Here is a 23,766-nt window from a genome sequence, read left to right as displayed (position 1 = left end):
GTGCGCACGGGTGCCGGGGCGGACGGTCGGGACACGGGGGAGGAGCGGTGGGCACGGTGCCCGGTACTGGGGAGGTGCGGTGACCGCGATCCTGGTGGCCGCCGGGGCGTTCCTGATGACGCTGATCGGCGGCTACGTGGCCCAGCGCACGGGCGACCGGCGCCACCTGGTGCTCGGCTTCGCCGCCGGGCTGATGCTCGGCGTGGTCGCGTTCGACCTGCTGCCGGAGGCGCTGCACCAGGCACCCGAGGAGGTCCACGGGGTGCCGCAGGCCCTGCTGATGTTCGCGGCCGGGTTCCTGACCATCCACATCATCGAGCGCGCGGTCGCGATCCACCGGGGGCACGAGGCCGAGTACGCGGAGCACACCCACGGTCAGCGGCCCGCCCACGGTCACGCCCATGCGCACGGCCACACGCCCCCGGCCGGGACGCAGGGCGTCGGCCTCACCGCGGCGCTGGCCCTGGTGGGTCACAGCGTGATGGACGGCTTCGCCATCGGCGCGGCCTTCCAGGCCGGGACCACGGTCGGGACGGTGGTGGCCATCGCCGTGGTCGCCCACGACTTCGCCGACGGCTTCAACACGTACACGATCACCCGGCTCTACGGGAACAACCGACGCCGGGCGCTGACCCTGCTGGCGGCGGACGCCCTGGCGCCGGTGACCGGTGCCGCGATCACCCTGCTGTTCACCATCCCGGAGCGGCTGCTCGGTCTCTACCTCGGGTTCTTCGCGGGCTTCCTGCTCTACCTGGCGACCTCCGACATCCTCCCCGAGGCGCACAGCCCGCACCCCTCGCGCACCACCCTGCTCTGCACCCTGGCCGGCGTCGGCTTCATGTGGCTGGTGATCGGCTTCGCGGCCTGAACGCCGCTCCGCGGCGCCGTAGCTGGCGCCGTGGCCGCGCCGCGGCCGCGCCCGGGCCCGCGCCGTGGCCCGCGCTGCCGGTCCGCCTGCTCGGCCCGTGTGTCGGCACGACGCCCGCCTCACCCGTCGAGGGCGGCCCACCGCTCCCGCATCGCGGCCAGCGCCTCCGTGATCGCCGGGCGCCGGGAGGCCTGGGTGCGCCAGATCGCGAAGACCCGCCGGGAGGGCTCCGGCACGACCGGCCGGGCGACTACCCCCGGGGGCAGCGCGCCCCGCCCCAGCCGCGGCACCAGGCCGATCCCCAGGCCGGCCGCGATCAGTGCGATCTGGGTCTCGAACTCGCCGACCTGGTAGCGGACGTCGGGCTCCTCACCGGCCTCGCGCAGTGTCCGGACCAGCCAGTCGTGGCAGATGTTGCCCGGCGGCACGCTGATCCACCGCTGCCCGCAGAGCCGTCCGACCGGCACCACGGCGAGCTCCGCCAGCGGGTCCTCGGCCGGCAGCAGCAGGTCCACGGCGTCCCGGCCGAGGTCCAGCCGGGAGAGCCCCGCCTGGACCGGCAGCGGCACGGTCGGCCAGTCCTGGACCAGCGCCAGGTCCACCTCGCCCCGGGCGACCAGCTCCGCCGCCAGGTACGGGTCGCTCTCCAGCAGCCGGACGTCCAGGTCGGGGCAGCGCCCGCGCAGATCGGCGAGGACCCCCGGCATCAGCCCGCGGGCGCCGGTCGCGAAGGCGGCCACCAGCAGCCGGCCCACCGCCTGGCCGCGCTGCTCCTCCAGCCGCACCTCGGCCTGCTCCACCAGCCCCAGCACCGCCTGCGCCGTGGCGGCGAGCTCGCGGGCGGCGTCCGTCAGCACCACACCGCGGCCCTGGCGCTCCAGCAGCACCGTCCGGGTCTCGCGCTCCAGCTTGGCGATCTGCTGGGAGACCGCCGAGGGGGTGAAGCCGAGCGAGGCGGCCGCCCCGCCGACCGAGCCGTGCACGGCCACCGCGTTCAGCGCCCGCAGGCGTCCCAGATCCATCATGGCGACCATCATGCAGCACTGCTGAACGGTGCACTTCAGAATTCATCGCTGGTGCTACACGGTTCCCCCGGTCATCCTCGATCCATGACCGCCACACCGGCCGCCCCCGGCGGCAGCATGAGCCCGCGTCACATCGGCCTGGCCGTCCTGGTCGCCGCCGTCTGGGGCCTCAACTTCGTCCTCATCCACGTCGGCTTGGAGAACTTTCCGCCGCTGCTCTTCTGCGCCCTGCGGTTCGCGGTGGTCGCGGTGCCGGCGGTGTTCTTCGTCGGCCCGCCCAAGGTGGCGTGGCGGTGGGTGCTGGGGGTGGGGTTCGTGCTCGGCGTGGTCAAGTTCGGACTGCTCTTCCTCGGCATGCACGCCGGGATGCCGGCCGGGCTGTCCTCGCTGGTGCTGCAGAGCCAGGCGGTCTTCACGGCCCTGTTCGCCGCCGTGCTGCTCCGCGAGCGCCCCGGCGGCCGGCGGCTGGCCGGTCTCGCGATCGCCTTCGCCGGGATCGGACTGTGCGCCGTCGACCGCGGGCTCGGCGGCCCGGGCGGGGCGTTCGCCCTGGTCCTGCTGGCCGCGGTCGCCTGGGGGCTGTCCAACGTACTGACCCGCCGGGCCGCCCCGTCGGACGCGCTGCGCTGGATGGTCTGGGTCAGTGCCGTGCCGCCGCTGCCGCTGCTCGGGCTCTCGCTGCTGGTCGAGGGCCCGGCCGAGGACCTGCGGGCGTTGCGCGAGATCACCCCGGCCGGCCTGGGCGCGATCGGGTACGTCGGGCTGGTCTCCACCCTGTTCGGCTTCGTCGCCTGGAGCTACCTGCTGCGCAGCTACGACGCCACCGCGGTGGCGCCCTACTCGCTGCTGGTGCCGGTGTTCGGGATGTCCTCGGCGTGGCTGCTGCTCGGCGAGCGCATCAGTCCGCGGGCCGCCGGTGCGGCGCTGCTGGTGATCGCCGGCATCGGGATCACCGCGTCGCGCCCGGGGGCGCTGTCCGCCGCGCCGGGGTGGTGGCCCCGTACGCGGCCTCGGCGGACCGCAGCGCCCGCAGCAGCAGATCCTGTTCCGCGGGGCTGACCGGTCCGAAGTACTCCAGTGCCACCTCGTGCCGGACCTGCCCGATCCGCTCGACCGCGGCCTGGCCGGCCTCGGTCAGCACGATCCGCACGGCGCGCCGGTCGGCCGGGTCCGGGGTCCGCTCGACCATGCCCGCCTCCTCCAGCGCGTCGACCACCGTGGTGGCCGAGCGGGGGGCGATGTGCAGGCGGTCCGCGAGCTCGCTCAGCCGCATCGCCCGGTCCGGCAGCTCGCAGCCGGGCGCGTGCGCGAGGGTGCGCAGGGCGCGGCCCTGGCCGGGGGTGATGCCGTAGGGCTCCAGCCGTTCGCTGGTGCGGCGGCGGATCCGCTTGATCGCCCGGGTCATCGCGTCGGCCAGCTCGGCGGCGGTGTCCTGCGGCGTCGCCGCGGCGTCGGTGGGGGTGCCGCCGGAGGCGCCGTGGGGAGTGCCGGGGGCCGGGGAGCCGGGGGAGGAGCTCGCCGCGTCGTCGGTCGGCGTCGTGGTCATGGGCGGCTCTCCTCGGCAGGTGATTCGACCAAGCGTATCGGCCGGTCCGGGAGCCGGAAGGCGGACGGGGAGGCCGACGAGGAGGGCCTTCGCAGAGGCCGGGGCCAGGGCGGCCCCGAAAAGTGTTGAGTGAAGCTCACTATCTGAGTTAGCGTAGATTCAAGTGAGGGCACCCTAAGTTCCCTCCCAGACCTTGGAGGGCCTGTGCCCCGCTCCGAAGCCCGCGTCGCCACCGACCGCCCGGGCCGTTACGCCAAGCAGCTCGCCGCCCACATGGGCCGCAAGATCGAGGCCGACTGGTCCGACGAGACCGGCCGCGGCACCCTCGTCTTCCGCATCGGCACCGCCACCCTGGAGGCCGCCCCCGACGCCCTGCTGCTCGCCGTCGAGGGCGAGGCGGAGAACCTGCCCGACCTGGAGGACGTGGTCGGCCGTCACCTGGTCCGCTTCGGGACCCGCGACGAGCTGGTCGTCGCGTGGCGCCGCGACAACGGCGAAGCCGGCCACGTCCACCGCAACGACGAGCCCGCCGAGGGCTAGCGGGGCCGCCGCGCTCGGTCGGTTCCTGCCGGTACCCCTAACGGGTCGACGGTCGGGGGGTCGACGCGTCGGGCGAGGCCGCGGGCGGCGGGGGACCGGCGGGCAGCCACCGGGCCAGGGCCCAGAGCACCAACCCCGCCAGGCACCAGCCGGCCACCACGTCCAGCAACCAGTGGTAGTCGCTCCAGACCAGTCCGAGGCCGACCCCGACCGACAGCAGGGCGGCCGCTCCGCAGAGCCGGCGCCGGCCCGCGGCGCCGACGGTGCGAGCGACCAGCAGCGCGGCCACGCCGTACGAGAAGGCCGCCGTCGTCGTGTGCCCGGACGGGTACCAGCCCCACTGGTCCGGTGCCAGTGGCACCCCGAACGGGCCCGGCCGGCCGAACCACGCCTTCGCCGGGACGACCAGCAGCGGGATCAACCCGGCGGTCAGCACCGCCACCAGCGGCGGCAGCCATCGGCGCGGGGCCCCCGCCCGGTGGGTCCGCCAGGCGGCCACCGCCCCGCCGGCCAGCAGCACCGGGATCGCCGGGACGGAACCGCCGAGGTCGGACAGGGCCTTGCCGAGGTGGTTGAGCAGCGTGCTGTGCAGCTCGTGCCGGCTCTCCCGGACGGTGTGCCGGACCCAGCGGTCCAGCCCGAGCAGCGGCCCGTCGACGGCCACCTGCCAGGACACCGGAACCAGCACGGCGACCAGCAGCGCCGGCAGCGCGGGAGAGGCGGCGAACCGGCGCAGGACGCGAAGCGGCCGCCCCGGAGCAGGGGGGAGAGCTCCGGGGCGGCTCTGATGATCGCCGTTCCGTGCGCCCCGGGGGGTGTGGGTCGGACGGTCGGTCGATCGGCCTTCGGTGTGCGCCGCCTCTTGCGGGGCAGCCTGGTTGTCCTCACGGCCGGCACGCGGACCGGCCTCCGGGGGCGGTGCCGCGGACGGTTCCGCCAATGGCTTTGGCTCGCTGTCCATCTGTCATGACACTACGTCAACGGCCCTGCTCCGTTGAGGAGCTTCAGCGATTCCGCACAGCATCTTCACCGCGGCCGATCGGTGCCCCGCACGGCCCGCACACGCCGCCGGACGCACGGCCGGTCACCTGCCCGCGGGCGCGCGCGTCCGCACCCTGCGGGCACGTCCGAACGGCCCGGAGAAGACCGAACGGCCCGCGGGGACTCTCGTCCTCGCGGGCCGTTCAGCGCTGTCCGGACATCCCTCCGGCGGGGTCTGTGGCGCCTGCCCCCGGTCAGGCGGCGGTGACGCCCTGCAGGGCGAAGGCACCCTCGATGATGTCCAGGCCCTCGTTGAGCAGGTGCTCCGGCATCACCAGCGGCGGCAGGAAGCGGAGCACGTTGCCGTAGGTGCCGGCGGTCAGCACGACCAGGCCCTCGGCGTGGCAGGCCTTCGCCACGGCGGCGGTGATCTCCGGGTTCGGCTCCTTGGAGCCCGGCTTCACCAGCTCGATCGCGATCATCGCGCCGCGGCCGCGGACGTCGCCGATCACGTCGAACTTCTCCTGCATCGCCGACAGGCGGCCCAGCATGATCTCGCCGATCCGCTGCGCCTTGCCGTTGAGGTCCTGCTCCTTCATGGTCTCGATGGAGCCCAGCGCGGCGGCGCAGGCCACCGGGTTGCCGCCGTAGGTGCCGCCCAGGCCACCCGCGTGCGCGGCGTCCATGATCTCGGCGCGACCGGTCACCGCGGCCAGCGGCAGACCGCCGGCGATGCCCTTGGCGGTGGTGATCAGGTCCGGGACGATGCCCTCGTCGTCGCACGCGAACCACTGGCCGGTGCGGCAGAAGCCGGTCTGGATCTCGTCGGCGACGAACACGATGCCGTTGGCCTTCGCGTACTCCACGATCGCCGGCAGGAAGCCCTTGGCCGGCTCGATGAAGCCGCCCTCGCCCTGGATCGGCTCGATGATGATCGCAGCGACGTTCTCGGCGCCGATCTGCTTGTTGATGATGTCGATCGCCTGGGCGGCGGCCTCGGCGGCGCAGTTCTCCGCACCGGTCAGCCAGCGGTAGGGGTACGCCACCGGCACCCGGTAGATCTCCGGGGCGAACGGGCCGAAGCCCTGCTTGTACGGCATGTTCTTCGCCGTGAGGCCCATGGTGAGGTTGGTGCGGCCGTGGTAGCCGTGGTCGAACACCACGACGGCGGTGCGCTTGGTGTAGGCACGGGCGATCTTCACCGCGTTCTCGACCGCCTCGGCGCCCGAGTTGAACAGCGCGGTCCGCTTCTCGTGGTCGCCCGGGGTCAGCTCGTTCAGCTGCTCGGCCACGGCCACGTAACCCTCGTACGGGGTCACCATGAAACAGGTGTGCGTGAAGGCGGCCAGCTGCTCGGACGCCTTGGCCACGACGGCCTCGGCGCTGTTGCCGACGTTGGTCACGGCGATGCCGGAGCCGAAGTCGATCAGCGAGTTGCCGTCCACGTCCTCCAGCACGCCACCGTTGGCGCGGGACACGTACACCGGCAGGGTGGTGCCGACGCCGGCCGCCACCGCACCCAGCTTGCGGGCCTGCAGCTCCTGCGACTTCGGACCGGGGATCGCGGTGACCAGGCGGCGCTCCTGCGGGAGCGGCGTTGCGGCGCTCATCAGTTTTCTCTCCAGACTTCTCGGCTCGATGCTTCGCAGGCTACGGCCGCCCTCCCCGGCCGGGCATGCGCCACTCGGTAGCACTGAGCCGTCCGACTTGTCCGAGGCGGCCAGGCGGGTGGTACGGCTACCGGGAGGCTCCGCTCCACTACATTGAGCGCGGGCGTGTCGCCGGTGCGGTGGCATGGGTATGGCGGGACCGACGACGGTCGGGCCGGGCGGGCGAGGGAGCGGGGCCGGACATGGAACTGGACGGGGCACGGGGCCACGGCGAGCGGACCACCACCACACCCACCCCACCGGTGCCCCACCAACGCCCGCTGCCCCCGGCCTTCGACCTCCCCACCTGGGTCGCCGCCCCCCGCCCCCCGGCCCCCCCGGGCATCTACCGCCAGGGCTACGCCCAGATCGACCCCGACCGCGCCGAAGACGCCAAGGTCCCGACCTGGCCGCTGCTCCTCCGCGCCGGACTGAACGCGGTGGTGGGGTGGTTGGCCTATGTGTACGGCGTCGAGTTTGCCAAGTACGGGACCACGTTGATCGGTGTGCTGCCGACCCAGTCGGCCTTCGTCGCGGTCTCGGTCATCCTGACCCTGAACGTGCTCGTGGCGGGCATCGTGATCAAAGTCTTCGGCCGGATGGGTCGTTGGACGGAGGTGTGGCGGCGGTATGCCGCGCCGCTGCTGTCGCGCGCCGTGACCGAGGCTGAGCCCGCCGAGGGCGAGGACACGGCGGCGGAGCGGCCGGACGACCCGTGGGCGGAGCTCAGACACGGCGGCGCGGCCGCGGCGGCGGGGCGGCTGGCCGGGGAGGCGGTCGGCGACGTCGACTACGTGCGGATCCACCGGGCCTGGGAGTCGGCGCAGGCGGACCCGGTGTTCGTCCCGGCCTTCGTCGAGCAGGTGACGGCCCGTGGCGCGGCGGCGTTCGCCCACCCCTCGGAGGTGCGCGAACTGCCGGGGCGGGTCGAACGCCACGACCTGCTGCTGCGTCAGGTGCGGCTGGGTACTACCCAGGACGTGCCCAAGAACCCGCTGACGCACCGCGCCGCGGGCTTCGCGCTGGACCCGGCGGTGCTCGGCACCTCGCTGCTGGCGGTCGGCCCGGCGGGGACGGGGAAGACGGCGCGGCTGGCCCGGCCGGTCGCCGAGGCGCTCTGCGTGCAGGCGCTCGCGGGGACCGCCTGCGCGGTGGTGATCGGCGCGGCGGACGTGGACCTGGGGCCGGACACCTGGTACGACGTGGTGATCGCCCCCGGCGACCAGGGGTCGGCCTACGGACTGGACCTCTACGGCGCGGCGCAGGACCCGGACGAGGCGGCCGCCCGGCTGGCCGAGGCGCTGCTCCCCGACGAACTGACCGCCCGTGCGGAGACGGCCCGGACGACGCTGCAGCAGGTGGTCGGCCCGTTCCACGCCGCCCATGGCCGCTACCCGGGGGTGCGCGAGCTGCGGTCGCTGCTCGGCGGTGAGCCGGAGGCGATGGAGGCGCTGGTGAAGGCGCTTCGCGTCGCGGGGCGGCTCGAGGCGTACGAGCGGGACCTGGAGCACCGCGAGCGCCAGCGCGGCCGGGCGGACGATCCGGGGTCTCTTCTGGCGGACCGGCTGGCGCTGCTGGACCGGCCGGCCTTCCGGGGGGCTTTCGCGACCGACGGAACCGGGCGCCCGCCGTTCGCGATGCGGGTGCTGGACCACCCGCTGCGGGTCCGGGTGAAGCTGCCGGAGCGCAGCCACCCGGAGGCGGCGCGGATGCTGTCGCGACTGGTGGTGGGTCAGTTCGTGCAGGCCGCGGCGGCGCGCGAGGACCGCTCGCTGTTCGCGGGCCTCGTGGTGGACGACGCCACGGCGGCGCTGGACGCGAACACCGTCCGGGGGCTGCAGCGGCTGCGCGCGACGAACGCGGGTGCCGTCCTGTTGCTGCGGACCCTGGTCGATCTGCCCGAGGCGCTGCGGGCGCCGCTCTTCGGGGCGGTCGGCTGCCGGATGGCGTTCCCCGGGATCGCGCCGTGGGACGGGAAGCTGTTCTCCGAGGCCTGGGGCACGCACCTGGTCCGGGAGACGGCGGTGACGCACACTCCGGACACCTCGGGCGGCGTGATCCGTCGGGCGGGGCGGTTGGGGCGGAAGGCGTTGTCGGGGACGACGGCGCAGACCGAGTCGGTGACCACGCGGGACGTCGAGCGGCTGCGGTGGTCGCCCTCCGACCTGGCGCACGCGCTGCCGGCGGGGCACGCGGTGGTGTCGCTGACGGCGGTGTCGGGCGAGCAGGTGCCGCCGCTGCTGGTGGATCTGCGGAGCTGATCCGGTGGCCCGCGGGCGGTGTGGGCCCGGGCGAAGCCTGCCTCCGAGGTGGATTCGGCAGTGCCGGTTGTCCGGAGCGTCCATAATGAGAGGAGAGACCCCTCCCTGACCCCAATCCCGGCCGCACGGCCACCCAGCCCCCACCGCCTCTCCTCGCCCGGCCGCAACGGCGCGGTCAGGTCGTTTCCCCGAAGGTGCCATGCCTCCCACACTCGCCTCCGTCGTCCGCAACACCTCGCTCCATCTGACGGTCCTCGCCGGTGCGGACCACCTGGAGCGGCCGGTCCGCTGGGTGCACACCAGCGAGCTGGACGACCCGACGCCGTTCCTCGAAGGCGGTGAGCTGCTGCTCACCACCGGCATCAAGCTGGGCCGGACCGCCGCCCAGCTGCAGGCGTACGTGCACCGGCTGGCCGACGCGGGCGTGGTGGGGCTGGGGCTCGGCGTAGGGCTGTCGCACACCGAGGTGCCGCAGCCGCTGGTGGAGGCGGCGGCGCAGCGCGGGCTGCCGCTGCTGCGGGTGCCGGAGCCGACGCCGTTCATCGCGATCAGCAAGGTGGTCTCGGCGGCGCTGGCGGCCGAGCAGTACGAGGCGGTGACCACTAGCTTCGAAGCGCAGGAGGAGCTGACCCGGGCGGCGCTGGGCAAGGACGGCACCACCGCGGTGGTGCGACGGCTGGCGGCGCGGCTGGGGGGCTGGGCGGCGCTGTACGACGGCTCGGGGGCGCTGTCGGTGGTGGCGCCGGACTGGGCGGCGCGGCGGGCGGGGCGGCTGGCGGCCGAGGTGGACCGGCTGCGGCGGCGCCCGGCGCCGTCGAGCGCCGCGTTGCAGGGGCGCTCGCCGGGGATAGACACGGCGGACGAGGACTACGTGGTGGTCCAGTCGCTGGGGGCCGACCGGCGGGCGCGGGGCTTCCTTGCGGTGGGGACCGAGGACCGGATCACCCCGACCGAGCGGTACGTGCTGAACGCGGCGGTGGCGCTGCTGACCCTCACCCTGGAGCGCTCGCGCGAGCTGCGGCAGGCCGAGGAGCGGATGGGCGCGGCGCTGCTGCGGATGGTGCTGGCGGGCGAGGTGGCCACGGCGCGGCAGGTGGCCGCGGGGCTGTTCGGCGGGCTGCCGGAGGGCACGGTCCGGGTCCTGGTGGCCGGTGCCGGCCAGGGCGTGGACGCCTCGGAGGCGCTGGGCGAGCTGGGCGACCGGGCCGAGCAGGCGGGGGCCCGGGTCGGCGAGAAGCTGCTGGTGGCGCGTGAGGACGGGACGCACGGCGCGCGGCTGATGGTGCTGGCGCTGGACAACGGCGCGGTGCACCGGGCCTGCCTCGGGGTGGTGGAGGAGCACGAGGGGATGTCGCTGGGCGTCTCGGCGCCGGCCGCGCTGGAGGAGGCCGGGACGGCGCACGCGCAGGCCGAGCGGGCGCTGGCGGTGGCGCTGCGCGGCGGCCGGCGTTCGGTGGACCACGAGGAGGTCGGCGCGGGGTCGCTGCTGCCGCTGCTCGGCGAGGACGCGGTGACGGCGTTCGCGGAGGGGCTGCTGCGCCCGCTGCGCGAGCACGACCGGACGGCGCGCGGTGACCTGGTCGCCTCGTTGCGGGCGTGGCTGTCCCGACACGGGCAGTGGGACGCGGCTGCCGCCGATCTCGGGGTGCACCGGCACACGCTGCGCTACCGGATGCGTCGGGTCGAGGAGCTGCTCGGCCGCTCGCTGGACGACACCGACGTCCGGATGGAGCTCTGGCTGGCCCTCCGCTCCGGCGAGGAGTAGGCGTTCCGCCCCGGCGAGGAGTGGACGCTCCGCTCCTGCAGCCGGACGAGCCGGCCGGAGGACGCGGGCGGAGCGGACCTCCGGAGCGGGCGGGGCGGCGCGGACCGGCTCCCCGCCGCGGCCCGCTACCGCATTCGGCGACCGAACGTCTGGACGTGTTGGAGTGGCGTCCGTGGCGAACGCTACTTCGCGGCCAATCCGGTCGGCGCGTCGACGCCCCTACCCTCGATCCTGGTTCCACGTCCGTGGAGCCGTGAGGACGACGAGGAGAGGGCCGGTACCACGGTGACCACCACGTACGAATTCTGGCTGGCCGGCCGCCGGGCGAGCGGCGACGCCGACTTCGAGGTGCACAACAGCTGGGACGGCCGTCTGGTCGGCAAGGTCAGCGTCCCGACCGAGGCGCAGGTCGAGGAGGCGCTGGACGCCGCCGTGGCCGCGCTGCCGGTGTTCGCGGCGACCCCCGCGCACGTGCGGGCCACCGCGCTGGACCACGTGGCGAAGCGCCTGGCCGAGCGCACCGAGGAGATCGCCCAGCTGATCACCGCCGAGAACGGCAAGCCGATCAAGTGGGCCCGCGGCGAGGTCGGGCGTGCCGTCTCCGTGTTCCGCTGGGCGGCCGAGGAGGCCCGCCGCACCAACGGCGAGACCATGCGGCTGGACACCGACCCGGGCGGCGTGGGCCGCTTCGCGGTGGTGCGCCGGTTCCCGCGCGGCGTGGTGCTGGGCATCGCCCCGTTCAACTTCCCGCTGAACCTGGTCGCCCACAAGGTCGCCCCGGCGATCGCGGTCGGCGCGCCGATCATCCTCAAGCCGGCCCCGGCCACCCCGCTCTCCGCGATGGTGCTGGGCGAGATCCTGGCCGAGACCGACCTGCCGGCCGGCTCCTGGAGCGTCCTGCCGGTGCCCAACGACCGGATGCCGGCGCTGGTGCAGGACAAGCGCCTGCCGGTGATCTCCTTCACCGGTTCGGACAAGGTCGGCTACCAGATCATGGACTCGGTGCCGCGCAAGCACTGCACCCTGGAGCTCGGCGGCAACGCCGCGGCCGTGGTGCTCGCCGACTGGTCCTCCGAGGCGGACCTGGACTGGGCCGCCACCCGGATCGCGATGTTCGCCAACTACCAGGGCGGCCAGTCCTGCATCTCGGTGCAGCGGGTGATCGCCGACGTGTCCGTCTACGACCGCCTGGTCGAGAAGGTCGTGGCCAAGGTCCAGGTCCAGGTCACCGGCGACCCGAACGACGACGCCACCGACGTCGGCCCGCTGGTCGACGAGAACGCCGCCAAGCGGGTGGAGTCCTGGGTGGACGACGCCGTCGCCAAGGGCGCCAAGGTGCTCACCGGCGGCACCCGCGAGGGCGCGACCTACGCCCCGACCGTGCTGGCCGACCTGCCGGCCGACGCGATCCTGGCCAAGGCCGAGGTGTTCGGCCCGGTCCTGTCGCTGCACAAGGTCGACGGCACCGACGAGGCCTTCGCCGCCGTCAACGACTCGGACTTCGGCCTGCAGGCCGGCGTCTTCACCCACGACCTGCAGACCGCCTTCCGCGCCCAGCGGGAGCTGGAGGTCGGCGGTGTGATCATCGGCGACGCGCCGTCCTACCGCGCCGACCAGATGCCGTACGGCGGCGTCAAGGACTCCGGCGTCGGCCGCGAGGGCGTCAAGTACGCGATGGACGACTACACCGTCGAGAAGGTCATGGTCCTCACCGGCCTGGACCTCTGATCGACCCTTGACCGGCCGCTGATCGGCCGCTGATCGGCCGCTGATCGGCCGCTGATCGGTAACTGAGCAGCGGTCGGTCGACCGGTCGACGTGTTCCCGTGTGCGGGGCCCGGTTCGTCGAACCGGGCCCCGCACGCGTCCGCGCCCGCGGACGCCGTCGGTCACCCGACGCCCTGGATCGCCCGACCCCTCGGTCAGCCGACGCCCTCGATCACCCGACGCCCTCGATCAGCCGTCGTGCCCGGCCGCGGCGGCGACGGCCTCCTCGACCGTCGCGTTGCCGGCGACCAGTTCCAGCGTCTGCCCGGCGGTGCCCGGCTCGTGCAGCAGCGCGGCCAGCACGGCGGCCACGTCGGCCCGGTCCACCGCGCCGTGCGGGACGGAGGGGGCGAGCCGGACCAGGCCGGTGCCGGGGCCGTCGGTGAGCCGGCCGGGCCGCAGCACGGTCCAGTCCAGCGTGGTGCGGGCCCGGATGGCGTCGTCGGCGGCGCCCTTGGCCCGCAGGTAGGTCTCGAAGACCGGGTCCGCCGCGTGCGCCGCGGCGTCGGCCCCCATCGAGGAGATGATCACGTAGCGCCGCACACCGGCGAGTTCGGCGGCGTCGGCGAGCAGGACGGCCGCGTCGCGGTCGACGGTGTTCTTGCGGGCGGCGCCGCTGCCCGGCCCGGCGCCGGCGGCGAAGACCACCGCGTCGGCCCCCTCCAGCAGTCCGGCGAGTTCGGGGACGGTGGCGGACTCCAGGTCGAGCAGCAGCGGCTCGGCCCCGGCGTCGGCCAGGTCGGTGGCCTGTTCGGGCTTGCGGATGATTCCGGCGGGCCGGTCGCCGCGCTCGGCGAGGAGCCGTTCCAGCCTGAGCGCGATCTGTCCGTGGCCCCCGGCGATGACGGTACGCATGGCTCCGACGGTAGCCGCGCGGCGTCCCGGCGTCCTGGGGAGTGCGTCGGGCAGGACACAATGGGCGCATGACTTCGCTCGCCCACCCGCAGCTGCGTTTCACCTCCGTGGTGAAGGACCCCTCCGGCCCCCGGGAGCTGGTGATCCTCGGCTCCACCGGTTCGATCGGCACCCAGGCCATCGACGTGGTGCGCCGCAACCCGGACCGGTTCAGGGTGGTCGCCCTGTCGGCGGCCGGCGGCCGGGTGGAACTGCTCGCCGAGCAGGCGCTGGAGCTCGGGGTGCACACCGTGGCGGTGGCCGACCCGGCGGCCGAGCCGGCGCTGCGCGAGGCGCTGGCGGCGAAGGCGGCGGGCCGTCCCCTGCCGGCCGTGCTGGCGGGCCCGGACGCGGCGACCGAGCTGGCCGCGACGGAGTGCCACTCGGTGCTGAACGGCATCACCGGTTCGATCGGCCTGCGGCCGACGCTGGCCGCGCTGTCGGCCGGCCGGGTGCTGGTGCTGGCCAACAAGGAGTCGCTGATCGTCGGCGGTCCGCTGGTGAAGGCGGTGGCGCAGCCGGGGCAGATCGTGCCGGTGGACTCCGAGCACGCGGCGCTGTTCCAGGCGCTGGCCGGCGGCACCCGGGCCGAGGTCCGCAAGCTGGTGGTCACCGCCAGCGGCGGCCCGTTCCGCAACCGCAGCCGCGAGCAGCTGGCGGGCGTCACCCCGCAGGACGCGCTGGCGCACCCGACCTGGGCGATGGGTCCGGTGGTGACGATCAACTCGGCCACCCTGGTGAACAAGGGCCTGGAGGTGATCGAGGCGCACCTGCTCTACGACGTGCCGTTCGACCGGATCGAGGTCGTCGTCCATCCGCAGTCGGTCGTGCACTCGATGGTGGAGTTCACCGACGGTTCCACGCTGGCGCAGGCCAGCCCGCCGGACATGCGGATGCCGATCGCCCTCGGCATGGGGTGGCCGGACCGGGTGCCGGACGCGGCGCCCGCCTGCGACTGGACCAAGGCGGCCAGCTGGGAGTTCTTCCCTCTGGACAACGAGGCCTTCCCGGCGGTGGACCTGGCCCGGGAGGCGGGCTCGCTCGGCGGCACCGTTCCGGCGGTCTTCAACGCGGCGAACGAGGAGTGCGTGGAGGCCTTCCTGAAGGGCCGCCTCGCCTTCACCGGAATCGTGGACACTGTTGCCAAGGTCGTGGCGGAGCACGGGGCCCCCGCGGGGGGAACCTCCCTCACGGTCGAGGACGTCCTGCACGCGGAGGACTGGGCCAGGGCCCGGGCGCGCGAACTGGCGGCCGGCTGACGGTTCCGGTGGCGACCGAAACTGCGGTAAGACAAGACGACGAGCGGAGCGGCATGACGGAGGATCAGCGGTGGCAACGGTGATGACGGTGGTCGGCATCCTGGTCTTCGCGGTCGGGCTGCTGGTCTCGATCGCTTGGCACGAGCTCGGCCACCTCTCCACGGCCAAGCTGTTCGGCATCCGGGTGCCGCAGTACATGGTCGGCTTCGGCCCGACCGTCTGGTCTCGCAAGAAGGGCGAGACCGAGTACGGCATCAAGGCGATCCCGCTGGGCGGCTACATCCGCATGATCGGGATGTTCCCGCCCGGCGCGGACGGGCGGATCACCAAGCGGAGCAGCTCGCCCTGGCGCACCATGATCGAGGACGCCCGGCAGGCCTCCTACGAGGAGCTCCAGGACGGCGACGAGGACCGGCTCTTCTACACGCGCAAACCGTGGAAGCGCGTCATCGTCATGTTCGCCGGTCCGTTCATGAACCTCGTCCTCGCGTTCGGGCTCTTCCTGACCGTGATGATGGGTTTCGGCGTCTCGATGACCGTGCCCACCATCGGCACCGTCTCCCAGTGCATCGTCAAGGCCGGCCAGCCCACCGACACCTGCCCCAAGGACGCGCCGCCGACCCCGGCCGCGCAGGTGCAGCTGAAGCCGGGCGACAGGGTCGTCTCCTTCGACGGCGACCGGATCCGCGACTACGAGCAGCTCCAGGCGGACATCCGCAGGTCGGCCGGGAAGACGGTGCCGATCGTCGTCGAGCGGGGCGGCCAGCAGCTCACGCTGGTGCCCACGATCGCCGTCAACGACGTGCAGAAGTACGACGGCAACGGCGTCCCGATCAAGGGCGAGACGGTGCAGGCCGGCTTCCTCGGCTTCACGCCGACCACCGGCATCGTCCGGCTGGGCTTCGGGCAGTCGCTCGACCGGATGTACGACATGGCGGAGAACGGCGTGAAGTCGCTGGTCGCCCTGCCGGGCAAGATCCCGGGCCTGTGGCACTCGGTGGTGGACGGCGCCCCCCGCGAGGTGGACTCGCCGATCGGCATGGTCGGCGCGGCCCGGGTCAGCGGCGAGGTCTTCGCCCTGGACATCCCGGGGACCCAGCGGATCGCCTACTTCGTCAACCTGCTGGCCGGCATCAACCTGTCGCTCTTCCTGTTCAACATGCTGCCGCTGCTCCCGCTGGACGGCGGTCACATCGCCGGCGCGGTCTGGGAGTCGGTGCGCCGCCGGTTCGCTCAGCTGTTCAGGCGGCCCGACCCCGGGCCCTTCGACGTGGCCCGCCTGATGCCGCTCGCCTACGTGGTGGCCAGCGTCTTCGTCGGCTTCACCGTGCTGGTGCTGGTCGCCGACCTGGTGAACCCGGTCAAGATCAGCTGACCGTCCGGGTACGGCGGGTGTGCTCGGGCCCGTCGGCGTGCCGTACCGTTGGAGCCCGGGTGCGCGTCGACCGTCGCGCCCGGCCCCGGCCTTCCCGAACGGCCGGACCGACCACACCTCAACCCCGGGGAACCCTGCGCACATGACCGCGATCTCGCTCGGTATTCCGTCTCTGCCGCTCAAGCCGCTCGCCAAGCGCCGTTACTCCCGGCAGATCATGGTCGGCAACGTGCCGGTCGGCGGCGACGCGCCCGTCTCGGTGCAGTCGATGACCACCACGGTGACCGCGGACGTCAACGCCACGCTGCAGCAGATCGCGGAGCTGACCGCGTCCGGCTGCCAGATCGTCCGGGTGGCCTGCCCGTCGCAGGACGACGCCGACGCGCTGCCGATCATCGCGAAGAAGTCGAAGATCCCGGTGATCGCGGACATCCACTTCCAGCCCAAGTACGTCTTCGCGGCGATCGACGCCGGCTGCGCGGCGGTCCGCGTCAACCCGGGCAACATCAAAGCCTTCGACGACAAGGTCGGCGAGATCGCCAAGGCGGCCAAGGACGCCGGCATCCCGATCCGGATCGGCGTCAACGCCGGCTCGCTGGACAAGCGCCTGCTGGAGAAGTACGGCCGCGCCACCCCGGAGGCCCTGGTCGAGTCCGCGCTCTGGGAGTGCTCGCTGTTCGAGGAGCACGACTTCCGCGACATCAAGATCTCGGTCAAGCACAACGACCCGGTCGTGATGATCAACGCCTACCGCCAGCTCGCCGCCGCCTGCGACTACCCGCTGCACCTCGGCGTCACCGAGGCCGGCCCGGCGTTCCAGGGCACCATCAAGTCCGCGGTCGCCTTCGGCGCGCTGCTCGCCGAGGGCATCGGCGACACCATCCGGGTCTCGCTCTCCGCCCCGCCGGCCGAGGAGATCAAGGTCGGCAACCAGATCCTGGAGTCGCTCGGCCTGCGCGAGCGCGGCCTGGAGATCGTCTCCTGCCCGTCCTGCGGCCGTGCCCAGGTCGACGTCTACAAGCTCGCCGAGGAGGTCACCGCCGGCCTGGAGGGCATGGAGGTGCCGCTGCGCGTCGCGGTCATGGGCTGCGTCGTCAACGGCCCGGGCGAGGCCCGCGAGGCCGACCTCGGCGTCGCCTCCGGCAACGGCAAGGGCCAGATCTTCGTCAAGGGCGAGGTCATCAAGACCGTCCCCGAGTCCAAGATCGTCGAGACCCTGATCGAGGAGGCCCTCAAGCTGGCCGAGCAGATGCAGGCGGAGGGCGTCGAGTCGGGTGCCCCGACCGTGACCGCCGCGGAGTGACGGGCGGACTGCGGAATTCCGGAAGCGGGGCCGTCCGTGTGCGGACGGCCCCGCCGCCGTAGCCGGGTGGGGCCAGGAGTAGGGTGCGGCCAGAGTCGTCTCAGTGAGGTGCTGTCTCGATGCTCGATCGAGGTGTGATGCTCCCCAGCTCGTTCCAGGCCGCGCGCGCCCTGGCGACCACGCGTGTCCTGGAGGCCTCCGACCTGGCGGACACCCTGGAGGTGCTGCACCGCGACCCGGTCGCCAACGCCTTCGTCGCCACCCGGGTGGAGGCCGTCGGACTCGACCCCTGGCGCCTCGGCGGCGAGATGTGGGGCTGGTACGACGAGCACGGCGAGCTCGACGCGCTCTGCTACGCCGGTGCCAACCTGGTCCTGGTCAACGCCGGGCCGCCGGCCGTCCAGGCCTTCGCCGAACGGGCCCGACGCCAGGGCCGCCGCTGCTCCTCGATCGTCGGCCCGGCCGAGGCCACCGCCGCCCTCTGGGCGCTGCTGGAGCGCAGCTGGGGTCCGGCCCGCGAGGTCCGCGCCCACCAGCCACTGCTCGCCACCACCGTGCCGTCCGCCGAGATCGCGCCCGACCCGCTGGTGCGGCGGGTGCGGCGGGACGAGGTCGAGGCGCTGATGCCGGCCTGCGTGGCGATGTTCACCGAAGAGGTCGGAGTCTCCCCGCTGGCCGGCGACGGCGGCCTGCTCTACCAGGCCCGGGTCGCCGAACTGGTCTCCACCGGGCGCTCGTTCGCCCGGTTCACCGAGGACGGCCAGGTGGTCTTCAAGGCCGAGATCGGCGCCGTCACCGAGGGTGCCTGCCAGGTCCAGGGCGTCTGGGTCGACCCGGCCCACCGCGGCCGGGGCCTCTCCGAGACCGGCATGGCCGCCGTCCTGGACATCGCGCTGCGCGAGGTGGCCCCGGTGGTCTCGCTCTACGTCAACGACTACAACCTGCGCGCCCGTGCCGCGTACCGGCGGGTGGGCTTCCGCGAGGTCGGCGCGTTCATGAGCGTGCTGTTCTGAACCGTCCCGTTCCGCACCCCGCCGCCCTCCGGCGTTCCGTTCTGCAGCGGCTGTTCTCCGGCCCCGCGCCGTGCCCTGCCCCGTTCCGCGGGCAGGTTGTCGGCTCGGGGCCGCACCGGGCGGGCGCCGGTAGTAACGTCCGGGGCATGGATCAGCTGACCGGGGTGACGATCGAGGCCATCGACCTTGCGGCATGGGCTCCGCAGGCGCTCGATGTCCAGGCGGTGGCGTTCGGGCTGTCGCCCGAGGAGGTCATGGTCCGGCTGCACATCGTGGGCCGGCACGCGCAGCAGCCCGGGGTGATCGCGCTCGGCGCGTTCGACGGCGGGCGGCTGGTCGGCTTCGGCTACGGCATGCCCAACCGGCGCGAGCACTGGTGGAGCACCGTGATCCAGCCCTACCTGGAGGCCGGCGGCCACGGCGACTGGCTCGACGGCGTCTTCGCGATCACCGAGCTGCACGTGCTGCCCGGGTTCCAGGGGCGCGGGATCGGCTCCACGCTGATCCGGACCCTCTGCGAGCGGTCCGGCCTCCACCGCAGCATCCTCTCCGCGATCGACGCCGAGACGCCCGCCCGCCGTCTCTACCGCTCGCTCGGCTACCGGGACCTCGCCCGGGCGGTGCACTTCCCGAACACCGAGCGCCTCTACGCCGTGATGGGCGCCCCGCTGCCGCTGCCGGCCGGGCGGGGCGGTCAGAGCGCCCCGGCGAACTCCAGGTAGAGCTCGGCGTCCTCCCCGCGGCCGGCCGCGAGCGCGCGCAGGCCGAGGTCGGTGGCGCGGAACAGCGTCCAGCCGCGCAGCCGCTCCCGGTCCACCTCCAGCGCGTCGGAGAGCTGGTGCAGCCGGCGGCGGACGGCGGCCGGGACGCCGGGGGAGCCGACCAGGGTGTCGGCCCGGTCCAGGGCGAGCCGGGCCAGGTCGAAGGCGCGCTCGCCGACCAGCGGCCGCGGGTCGATCGCCAGCCAGGGCGCGCGGTCGGCGGCGAGCACGTTGCCGTGGTGGAAGTCCCCGTGCAGCAGGAACGCCTCGGTGGCGGAGTCGACGAGCCCGTCGGCGGTCTCCAGCGCCTCGGCCACCAGGGCGTCGGCCTCGACGGCGCCGGGCAGGCCGCGGTGCCGGCGCAGGCCGTCGGCGAGGTACCCGGCCCGGTCGGCCAGCGAGGGGAACCGGTGGCCCGTGCCCGGCTCCACCCAGAGCCGGTGCAGCAGGCTGGTGGCCTCTAGCATGGCCTTCGCCTCGGCGAGCGAGCGCAGCGGGATGTCGCCGTGCAGCCGCTCCAGCAGCAGCACGCCCTGGGCGGGGTCCGCGTCCAGCAGGAGCACGGCCCCGCGGCCGGCCCAGTGGGCGAGCGCGGTGTGCTCGGCGGCCGTCTCGGGGGTGGTCCGCCCGGACTTGAGGACGGCGGGGCTGAGGTCGTCCCGGCGGACGTATCCGACCAGGCTCAGGCTGCCGCCCGGATCGAGCACCCGCTCCAGGGTGAGGTCCCAGCGGGCCAGGTGTGCGGCGACCCGGGCCGGCAGCTCCGCCAGCCAGCGCCGCCCCTCCTCGTCGGCGCCGACGCTGCGCGCCAGCCACTCGGGGACGGTGATCTCTGCTGGTGCTCCCGACACGCCGGCCTTCCGGTAGCTGTTCCCCCGTGGTGTTACCCGTCCATTGTCGACCATGGGCCTGAAACCGCAGGTCAGCGACGCGAGAGGGAGCCGGCGGGAGGGTGTCCGCGGCCCGGACCCGGGCGCGGGCGGGGCGTGGGGGCGACTTCCCGCGGAGCGCCGCAGGTCAGGGGGTGGCGGCGGCCGTCGGGGTGGCGGTGGCGGTCGCGGTGTCGGCGAGGCCCGGGAACGGGGTGGGCGTGGCGCCCCAGCGGTGGGCGCGCAGGGCGCACTCGCGCAGCGCGTCGGCAGCAGCCGTGCGCTGGGCTCCGGCTACGGCCGCGACCAGGTCGGCGTAGACCGCGGTGAGCCGGGTCTCGAGGTGGGCCGCGAGGCGGACGGCGCCGGCCCCGTCGGTCACGGCGAAGGGGAGCTGGTAGCCGGCCGCGGCCGCGCTCGGCGTGGCGCCGACCGTCCCCAGCAGCCGCTGCCAGGAGTCCCGGCGGGCCTGGTGGGCGGCGAGCGCGGTGCGTGCGTCGGTCCGCTGCTGGTCGTCCGGGAGCCGGGCGCCCACGACGCCGTAGCCGTAGACCGCGGCGTGCTCGGCGCCCAGCGCGCCCTGGAGCGCCGTGACGGCTTCCGGGCCCGCGGCCGGGGCGCTGCCGGTCCCGGCCGGCGGAGCCGTGGCCGGCGCCGTACCGCCCGGGGGCGGGCTCGACGGCGACGCGGAGGCGTCGGCCACGGCGGTGGCCGGCGGCACGCCGGGCGAGGCGGCCGGTGCCGGGGCGGACGCCGGGACCGGATCGCCCAGGGCGACGGCGTGCAGCACCCCGGCCGCGGACACCGAGGCGAGCAGCCGGGCCAGCTGCGGCGAGGCGGCGCCGAGGTCGGCGAGCCGGGACTGCGCGGTCTGCCGCTCCAGCGAGGCGAGCCCGGCCGGGGTGGTGACCGCGGACGAGGCCGACGACGCGGACGCCGAGGACGACGGCGAGGCGGACGACGCGGCCGCGGACGGCGAGGGCGGGGTGGAGCCCGGGGCGCCGCCCGAACCCCCGGCCAGTGCCTCCCGGTGCCGTACCACCTCCGCCCGCAGCGGCTGCAGCAGCGCCGCCTGCCCGGCGCCCGGCCCGGCGAGCAGCGCGTCGTACCCGGCGAGCAGCGTGTCGGTGGCGGCGACGGCCCGCAGCCGGACCGGCTCGTCCGGGTCGGGCCGGCGCGGCTCGCCCCGGCCGCCGCCGTCGTCGCCGCCGTGGGAGCCGGTGCACGCGGACAGCGTGCCGCCGCCGGCGAGGAGCAGTCCGAGGGCCAGGAAGGTCCGTCTACGGGGCGGCTTCATCGGTGTCACTCCGGGGCGTGTACGGGAGGACGGCCTGCCCGCCTGCCCTCGTTGGCGTGAATGATTACAGAATCCTCACGCCCCGAGCCCGGATTCCAGCGGGCGGAGGCCTCCCGGGCCGGTGTGACCTTGCTCGCAGTGGGTGGCGGCCCGGCCGGGGTGCGCAGGCCGGAATCGGTGGTTGGCGGCTTCACCGGATAGGCTTTGGGCCGAGCTGCCGCGACCCGGCCGGCGCCGGACCGGCGCCTGGGGACGCGGCACACCCTTCTGACAACAGCAGACGCGGCCGAGGAGTCCACCCGGATGAGCACCACCCACACCGACCGGCTGCGCGCGTTGCTGGAGCCGCTGGCCGCCCAGGCGGGCCTGGACCTGGAGGACGTGAAGGTCACCCAGGCCGGCAGCCGCCGCCAGGTGCAGATCGACGTGGACGCCGACGGCGGCGTGGACCTCGACACCATCGCCGAGTTCAGCCGTGTGGTCGGTGAGGCCCTGGACGAGTCCGACGTGATGGGCGCCGGTGCCTACGTGCTGGAGGTCGGTTCGCCGGGCGCGGAGCGTCCGCTGGTCGAGCCCCGCCACTGGCGCCGCGCCGAGGGCCGGCTGGCCAGGATCCACCTGGTCGACGGCGGGGAGATCGTCGCCCGGGTGCTGGAGGCGGACGAGGACGGCGCGCTGGTCGAGGTGCAGCCGGTGAAGGGGCGCGGGCGGCCCAAGGAGCGCCGTCTGGCGTACACCGAGGTGGACCGGGCGCGCGTCCAGGTGGAGTTCAACCGCAAGGACGAGAAGCTCCTCGACGAGGCCGCGGACTTCGCGGACGACGACGCCCCGGACTTCGTGGACGACGCCTCGGCGGACGACGGCGCCGAGGAGGGGGACGACGGTGCGCAGTGACGGACTGCGGACCGACCGCACCATGACGAACGTGACGAAAGACGAGGAGGCGTAGCCGTGGACATCGACATGAGTGCCCTGCGCACGCTGGTCAACGAGAAGAACATCCCCTTCGACCTGCTGGTCGAGTCCATCGAGTCGGCCCTCCTCACCGCGTACCACCGCACCGAGGGCTCGCGCCGGCGCGCCCGCGTCGAGCTGGACCGCAAGTCCGGCCACGTCACGGTCTGGGCCACCGAGGACCCGTCCGAGCTGGACGAGGGCGTCGAGCCGAAGGAGTTCGACGACACGCCGAGCGGCTTCGGCCGGATCGCCTCCAGCATCGGCATCCAGGTGATGATGCAGCGCCTGCGCGACGCCGCCGACGACCAGACCTTCGGCGAGTACGCGGGCAAGGAGGGCGACATCGTCACCGGTGTCGTCCAGCAGGGCAACGACCCGAAGAACGTGCTCGTCGACATCGGCAAGCTGGAGGCCATCCTCCCCCCGCAGGAGCAGGTCCCGGGCGAGGACTACCGGCACGGCACCCGCCTCAAGTGCTACGTCGTGGCGGTCCGCCGGGGCGTCCGCGGCGCGTCCGTGACGCTCTCGCGCACCCACCCCAACCTGGTGAAGAAGCTCTTCGCACTGGAAGTCCCGGAGATCGCGGACGGCAGCGTGGAGATCGCCGCGATCGCCCGTGAGGCCGGCCACCGCACCAAGATCGCGGTCTGGTCGCGCCGGGCCGGCCTGAACGCCAAGGGCGCCTGCATCGGCCCGATGGGCAGCCGGGTGCGCGCGGTGATGGGCGAGCTGCACGGCGAGAAGATCGACATCGTGGACTGGTCGGAGGACCCCCGCGAGATGGTCGCCGCCGCGCTGTCCCCCGCGCGGGTGACGAGCGTGGAGATCGTCGACGCGGTCCAGCGCTCCGCACGGGTGATCGTGCCGGACTACCAGCTGTCGCTGGCGATCGGCAAGGAGGGCCAGAACGCCCGCCTCGCCGCCCGCCTCACCGGCTGGCGGATCGACATCCGGCCCGACACCGAGGGGCAGTCCGAGGACGCCGGCCGCCCCGCGGGTGACTGACCGTCGAGGGAATTCCGGCCGAGCAATCGGCGTTGTCGTAGGCTCCCCGCCGTTCCCTCCCGGTTCGGCGGGGCGGCGCCATGTCCCTTCGGAGGGGTAGACTTGCCTTCGTCTGGCCGGACGCATGTCCGAGCACGCCCGGAACGCACCTGCGTGGGCTGCCGCAAGCGCGCGGCCAAGCACCAGCTGTTGCGTGTCACGGCGGTCGAGGGCGTCTGCGTCCCCGATCCCCGTGGCGCACTGCCGGGCCGGGGTGCTCACCTGCATCCCGATCCGGCCTGCCTCGACCTCGCGGTCCGCCGACGGGCGTTCCCCCGGGCCTTCCGGCTCCAGGGCGCGCTCGACACGGAGCGGCTCCGCGGGTTCATCGAGGAGCGGGAAGGCGACACCCCGGAGGCCTGATTCCCTCAGGCCCGTCCGGTGGGGCACCTCCCGCGACGGCCGCCGCTAGCCGCGGCGGAGAACCACCGCAACAAGCACGGCGGGCGGGCAGCCGCGCGCCGTGCCACCAGTCAGGTACCTCGCGATGTGGAAGTAGGTCGAGATTGCGATGAGCACTCGATGAGTACGCGATGAGTACGCGATGGGTACGCCCATGAAGTAGCGACGGTCCGGCGGACGAGACACCCCG

At 74.1% G+C, this 23,766-nt stretch carries 21 protein-coding genes; 14 read left to right on the top strand and 7 right to left on the bottom strand.

Translation table 11 applies throughout. The annotated features are described in order from the left end of the window. Nucleotides 1–115: 115 nt before the first annotated feature. Nucleotides 116–868: a ZIP family metal transporter gene (locus tag MCM47_RS04925; protein WP_238741545.1), complete on the top strand. Its 753-nt coding sequence runs from the start codon at nucleotides 116–118 to the stop codon at nucleotides 866–868. Nucleotides 869–987: 119 nt separating this feature from the next. Here MCM47_RS04925 and MCM47_RS04920 read toward each other — a convergent pair whose 3' ends face one another. Beyond that, nucleotides 988–1,893 (bottom strand): LysR family transcriptional regulator, encoded by a 906-nt coding sequence (locus tag MCM47_RS04920; RefSeq protein ID WP_238741366.1) that lies wholly within the window; start codon nucleotides 1,891–1,893, stop codon nucleotides 988–990. A gap of 84 nt (nucleotides 1,894–1,977) precedes the next feature. Between MCM47_RS04920 and MCM47_RS04915 the strand changes: the two genes are divergently transcribed. Further along, nucleotides 1,978–2,952, top strand: a complete 975-nt coding sequence (locus MCM47_RS04915) for an EamA family transporter (protein ID WP_374209068.1) — start codon at nucleotides 1,978–1,980, stop codon at nucleotides 2,950–2,952. On the opposite strand, the gene MCM47_RS04910 is transcribed toward MCM47_RS04915, so the two are convergent. Further along, nucleotides 2,843–3,439, bottom strand: coding sequence for a MarR family winged helix-turn-helix transcriptional regulator (locus MCM47_RS04910; RefSeq protein WP_238741357.1), 597 nt, complete (start codon nucleotides 3,437–3,439; stop codon nucleotides 2,843–2,845). The two genes, MCM47_RS04915 and MCM47_RS04910, sit on opposite strands and share 110 nt — an antisense overlap. Nucleotides 3,440–3,643: 204 nt before the next feature. On the opposite strand from MCM47_RS04910, the gene MCM47_RS04905 reads away from it, so the two are divergent. Next, nucleotides 3,644–3,979: a DUF2218 domain-containing protein gene (locus tag MCM47_RS04905; RefSeq protein ID WP_238741355.1), complete on the top strand. Its 336-nt coding sequence runs from the start codon at nucleotides 3,644–3,646 to the stop codon at nucleotides 3,977–3,979. Between the two features lie 37 nt (nucleotides 3,980–4,016). Here the strand turns inward: MCM47_RS04905 and MCM47_RS04900 are convergent, their stop codons facing one another. Next, nucleotides 4,017–4,667 carry a phosphatase PAP2 family protein gene (locus tag MCM47_RS04900; RefSeq protein WP_238741353.1) on the bottom strand — a complete coding sequence of 217 codons (651 nt, stop codon included), beginning with the start codon at nucleotides 4,665–4,667 and terminating at the stop codon, nucleotides 4,017–4,019. A 547-nt stretch (nucleotides 4,668–5,214) separates the two neighbouring features. Continuing rightward, nucleotides 5,215–6,570, bottom strand: coding sequence for a 4-aminobutyrate--2-oxoglutarate transaminase (gabT, locus tag MCM47_RS04895; protein WP_238741351.1), 1,356 nt, complete (start codon nucleotides 6,568–6,570; stop codon nucleotides 5,215–5,217). A gap of 242 nt (nucleotides 6,571–6,812) precedes the next feature. Here gabT and MCM47_RS04890 point away from each other — a divergent pair, with 242 nt between their 5' ends. The 3 genes from MCM47_RS04890 to MCM47_RS04880 all read left to right on the top strand — a co-directional run bounded on the left by MCM47_RS04890 (nucleotide 6,813) and on the right by MCM47_RS04880 (nucleotide 12,363). After that, nucleotides 6,813–8,870: an ATP-binding protein gene (locus tag MCM47_RS04890; RefSeq protein ID WP_238741349.1), complete on the top strand. Its 2,058-nt coding sequence runs from the start codon at nucleotides 6,813–6,815 to the stop codon at nucleotides 8,868–8,870. A 199-nt stretch (nucleotides 8,871–9,069) separates the two neighbouring features. Next, entirely contained in the window at nucleotides 9,070–10,635 is a 1,566-nt protein-coding gene (locus tag MCM47_RS04885; RefSeq protein WP_238741347.1) for a PucR family transcriptional regulator, read from the top strand. Between the two features lie 285 nt (nucleotides 10,636–10,920). Continuing rightward, nucleotides 10,921–12,363, top strand: a complete 1,443-nt coding sequence (locus tag MCM47_RS04880) for an aldehyde dehydrogenase family protein (protein WP_238741345.1) — start codon at nucleotides 10,921–10,923, stop codon at nucleotides 12,361–12,363. A gap of 228 nt (nucleotides 12,364–12,591) precedes the next feature. Here MCM47_RS04880 and MCM47_RS04875 read toward each other — a convergent pair whose 3' ends face one another. Further along, complete coding sequence (locus tag MCM47_RS04875) at nucleotides 12,592–13,257, bottom strand: NAD(P)-binding oxidoreductase (RefSeq protein ID WP_238741344.1); 666 nt, start codon at nucleotides 13,255–13,257, stop codon at nucleotides 12,592–12,594. A gap of 68 nt (nucleotides 13,258–13,325) precedes the next feature. Between MCM47_RS04875 and dxr the strand changes: the two genes are divergently transcribed. The 5 genes from dxr (at nucleotide 13,326) to MCM47_RS04850 (ending at nucleotide 18,968) form a co-directional block, all read left to right on the top strand. Next, entirely contained in the window at nucleotides 13,326–14,555 is a 1,230-nt protein-coding gene (gene dxr, locus MCM47_RS04870; protein WP_238741342.1) for a 1-deoxy-D-xylulose-5-phosphate reductoisomerase, read from the top strand. A 70-nt stretch (nucleotides 14,556–14,625) separates the two neighbouring features. Next, a complete protein-coding gene (locus MCM47_RS04865) occupies nucleotides 14,626–15,930 on the top strand; it encodes an RIP metalloprotease (protein ID WP_238741339.1) in 1,305 nt (434 codons plus the stop codon). Between the two features lie 142 nt (nucleotides 15,931–16,072). Further along, nucleotides 16,073–17,233 (top strand): flavodoxin-dependent (E)-4-hydroxy-3-methylbut-2-enyl-diphosphate synthase, encoded by a 1,161-nt coding sequence (ispG, locus tag MCM47_RS04860; protein ID WP_238741338.1) that lies wholly within the window; start codon nucleotides 16,073–16,075, stop codon nucleotides 17,231–17,233. 137 nt (nucleotides 17,234–17,370) lie between these two features. Then, the gene (locus MCM47_RS04855) at nucleotides 17,371–18,246 is read left to right on the top strand and encodes a GNAT family N-acetyltransferase (RefSeq protein WP_238741542.1); all 876 of its coding nucleotides are present in this window, start codon (nucleotides 17,371–17,373) and stop codon (nucleotides 18,244–18,246) included. Nucleotides 18,247–18,392: 146 nt separating this feature from the next. Then, the gene (locus MCM47_RS04850; protein WP_238741336.1) at nucleotides 18,393–18,968 is read left to right on the top strand and encodes a GNAT family N-acetyltransferase; all 576 of its coding nucleotides are present in this window, start codon (nucleotides 18,393–18,395) and stop codon (nucleotides 18,966–18,968) included. Here MCM47_RS04850 and MCM47_RS04845 read toward each other — a convergent pair. Then, nucleotides 18,941–19,858 (bottom strand): aminoglycoside phosphotransferase family protein, encoded by a 918-nt coding sequence (locus MCM47_RS04845; RefSeq protein WP_238741334.1) that lies wholly within the window; start codon nucleotides 19,856–19,858, stop codon nucleotides 18,941–18,943. The two genes, MCM47_RS04850 and MCM47_RS04845, sit on opposite strands and share 28 nt — an antisense overlap. Nucleotides 19,859–20,024: 166 nt before the next feature. Further along, a complete protein-coding gene (locus MCM47_RS04840; protein WP_374209078.1) occupies nucleotides 20,025–20,579 on the bottom strand; it encodes a ferritin-like domain-containing protein in 555 nt (184 codons plus the stop codon). A gap of 897 nt (nucleotides 20,580–21,476) precedes the next feature. On the opposite strand from MCM47_RS04840, the gene rimP reads away from it, so the two are divergent. From rimP to MCM47_RS04825, 3 genes are all read left to right on the top strand, one after another. Next, a complete protein-coding gene (rimP, locus tag MCM47_RS04835; protein WP_238741332.1) occupies nucleotides 21,477–22,067 on the top strand; it encodes a ribosome maturation factor RimP in 591 nt (196 codons plus the stop codon). Nucleotides 22,068–22,124: 57 nt separating this feature from the next. Beyond that, nucleotides 22,125–23,135, top strand: coding sequence for a transcription termination factor NusA (gene nusA / locus MCM47_RS04830; RefSeq protein ID WP_238741330.1), 1,011 nt, complete (start codon nucleotides 22,125–22,127; stop codon nucleotides 23,133–23,135). 153 nt (nucleotides 23,136–23,288) lie between these two features. Further along, nucleotides 23,289–23,537 (top strand): YlxR family protein, encoded by a 249-nt coding sequence (locus MCM47_RS04825; protein ID WP_238741328.1) that lies wholly within the window; start codon nucleotides 23,289–23,291, stop codon nucleotides 23,535–23,537. Nucleotides 23,538–23,766: the final 229 nt, after the last annotated feature.

This window comes from Kitasatospora sp. A2-31 (assembly GCF_022288725.1).
Taxonomy (GTDB): Bacteria; Actinomycetota; Actinomycetes; order Streptomycetales; family Streptomycetaceae; genus Kitasatospora.
The sequence above is the reverse complement of the archived record's forward strand: the minus strand, read 5'-3'. Positions and strand labels throughout refer to the sequence as shown.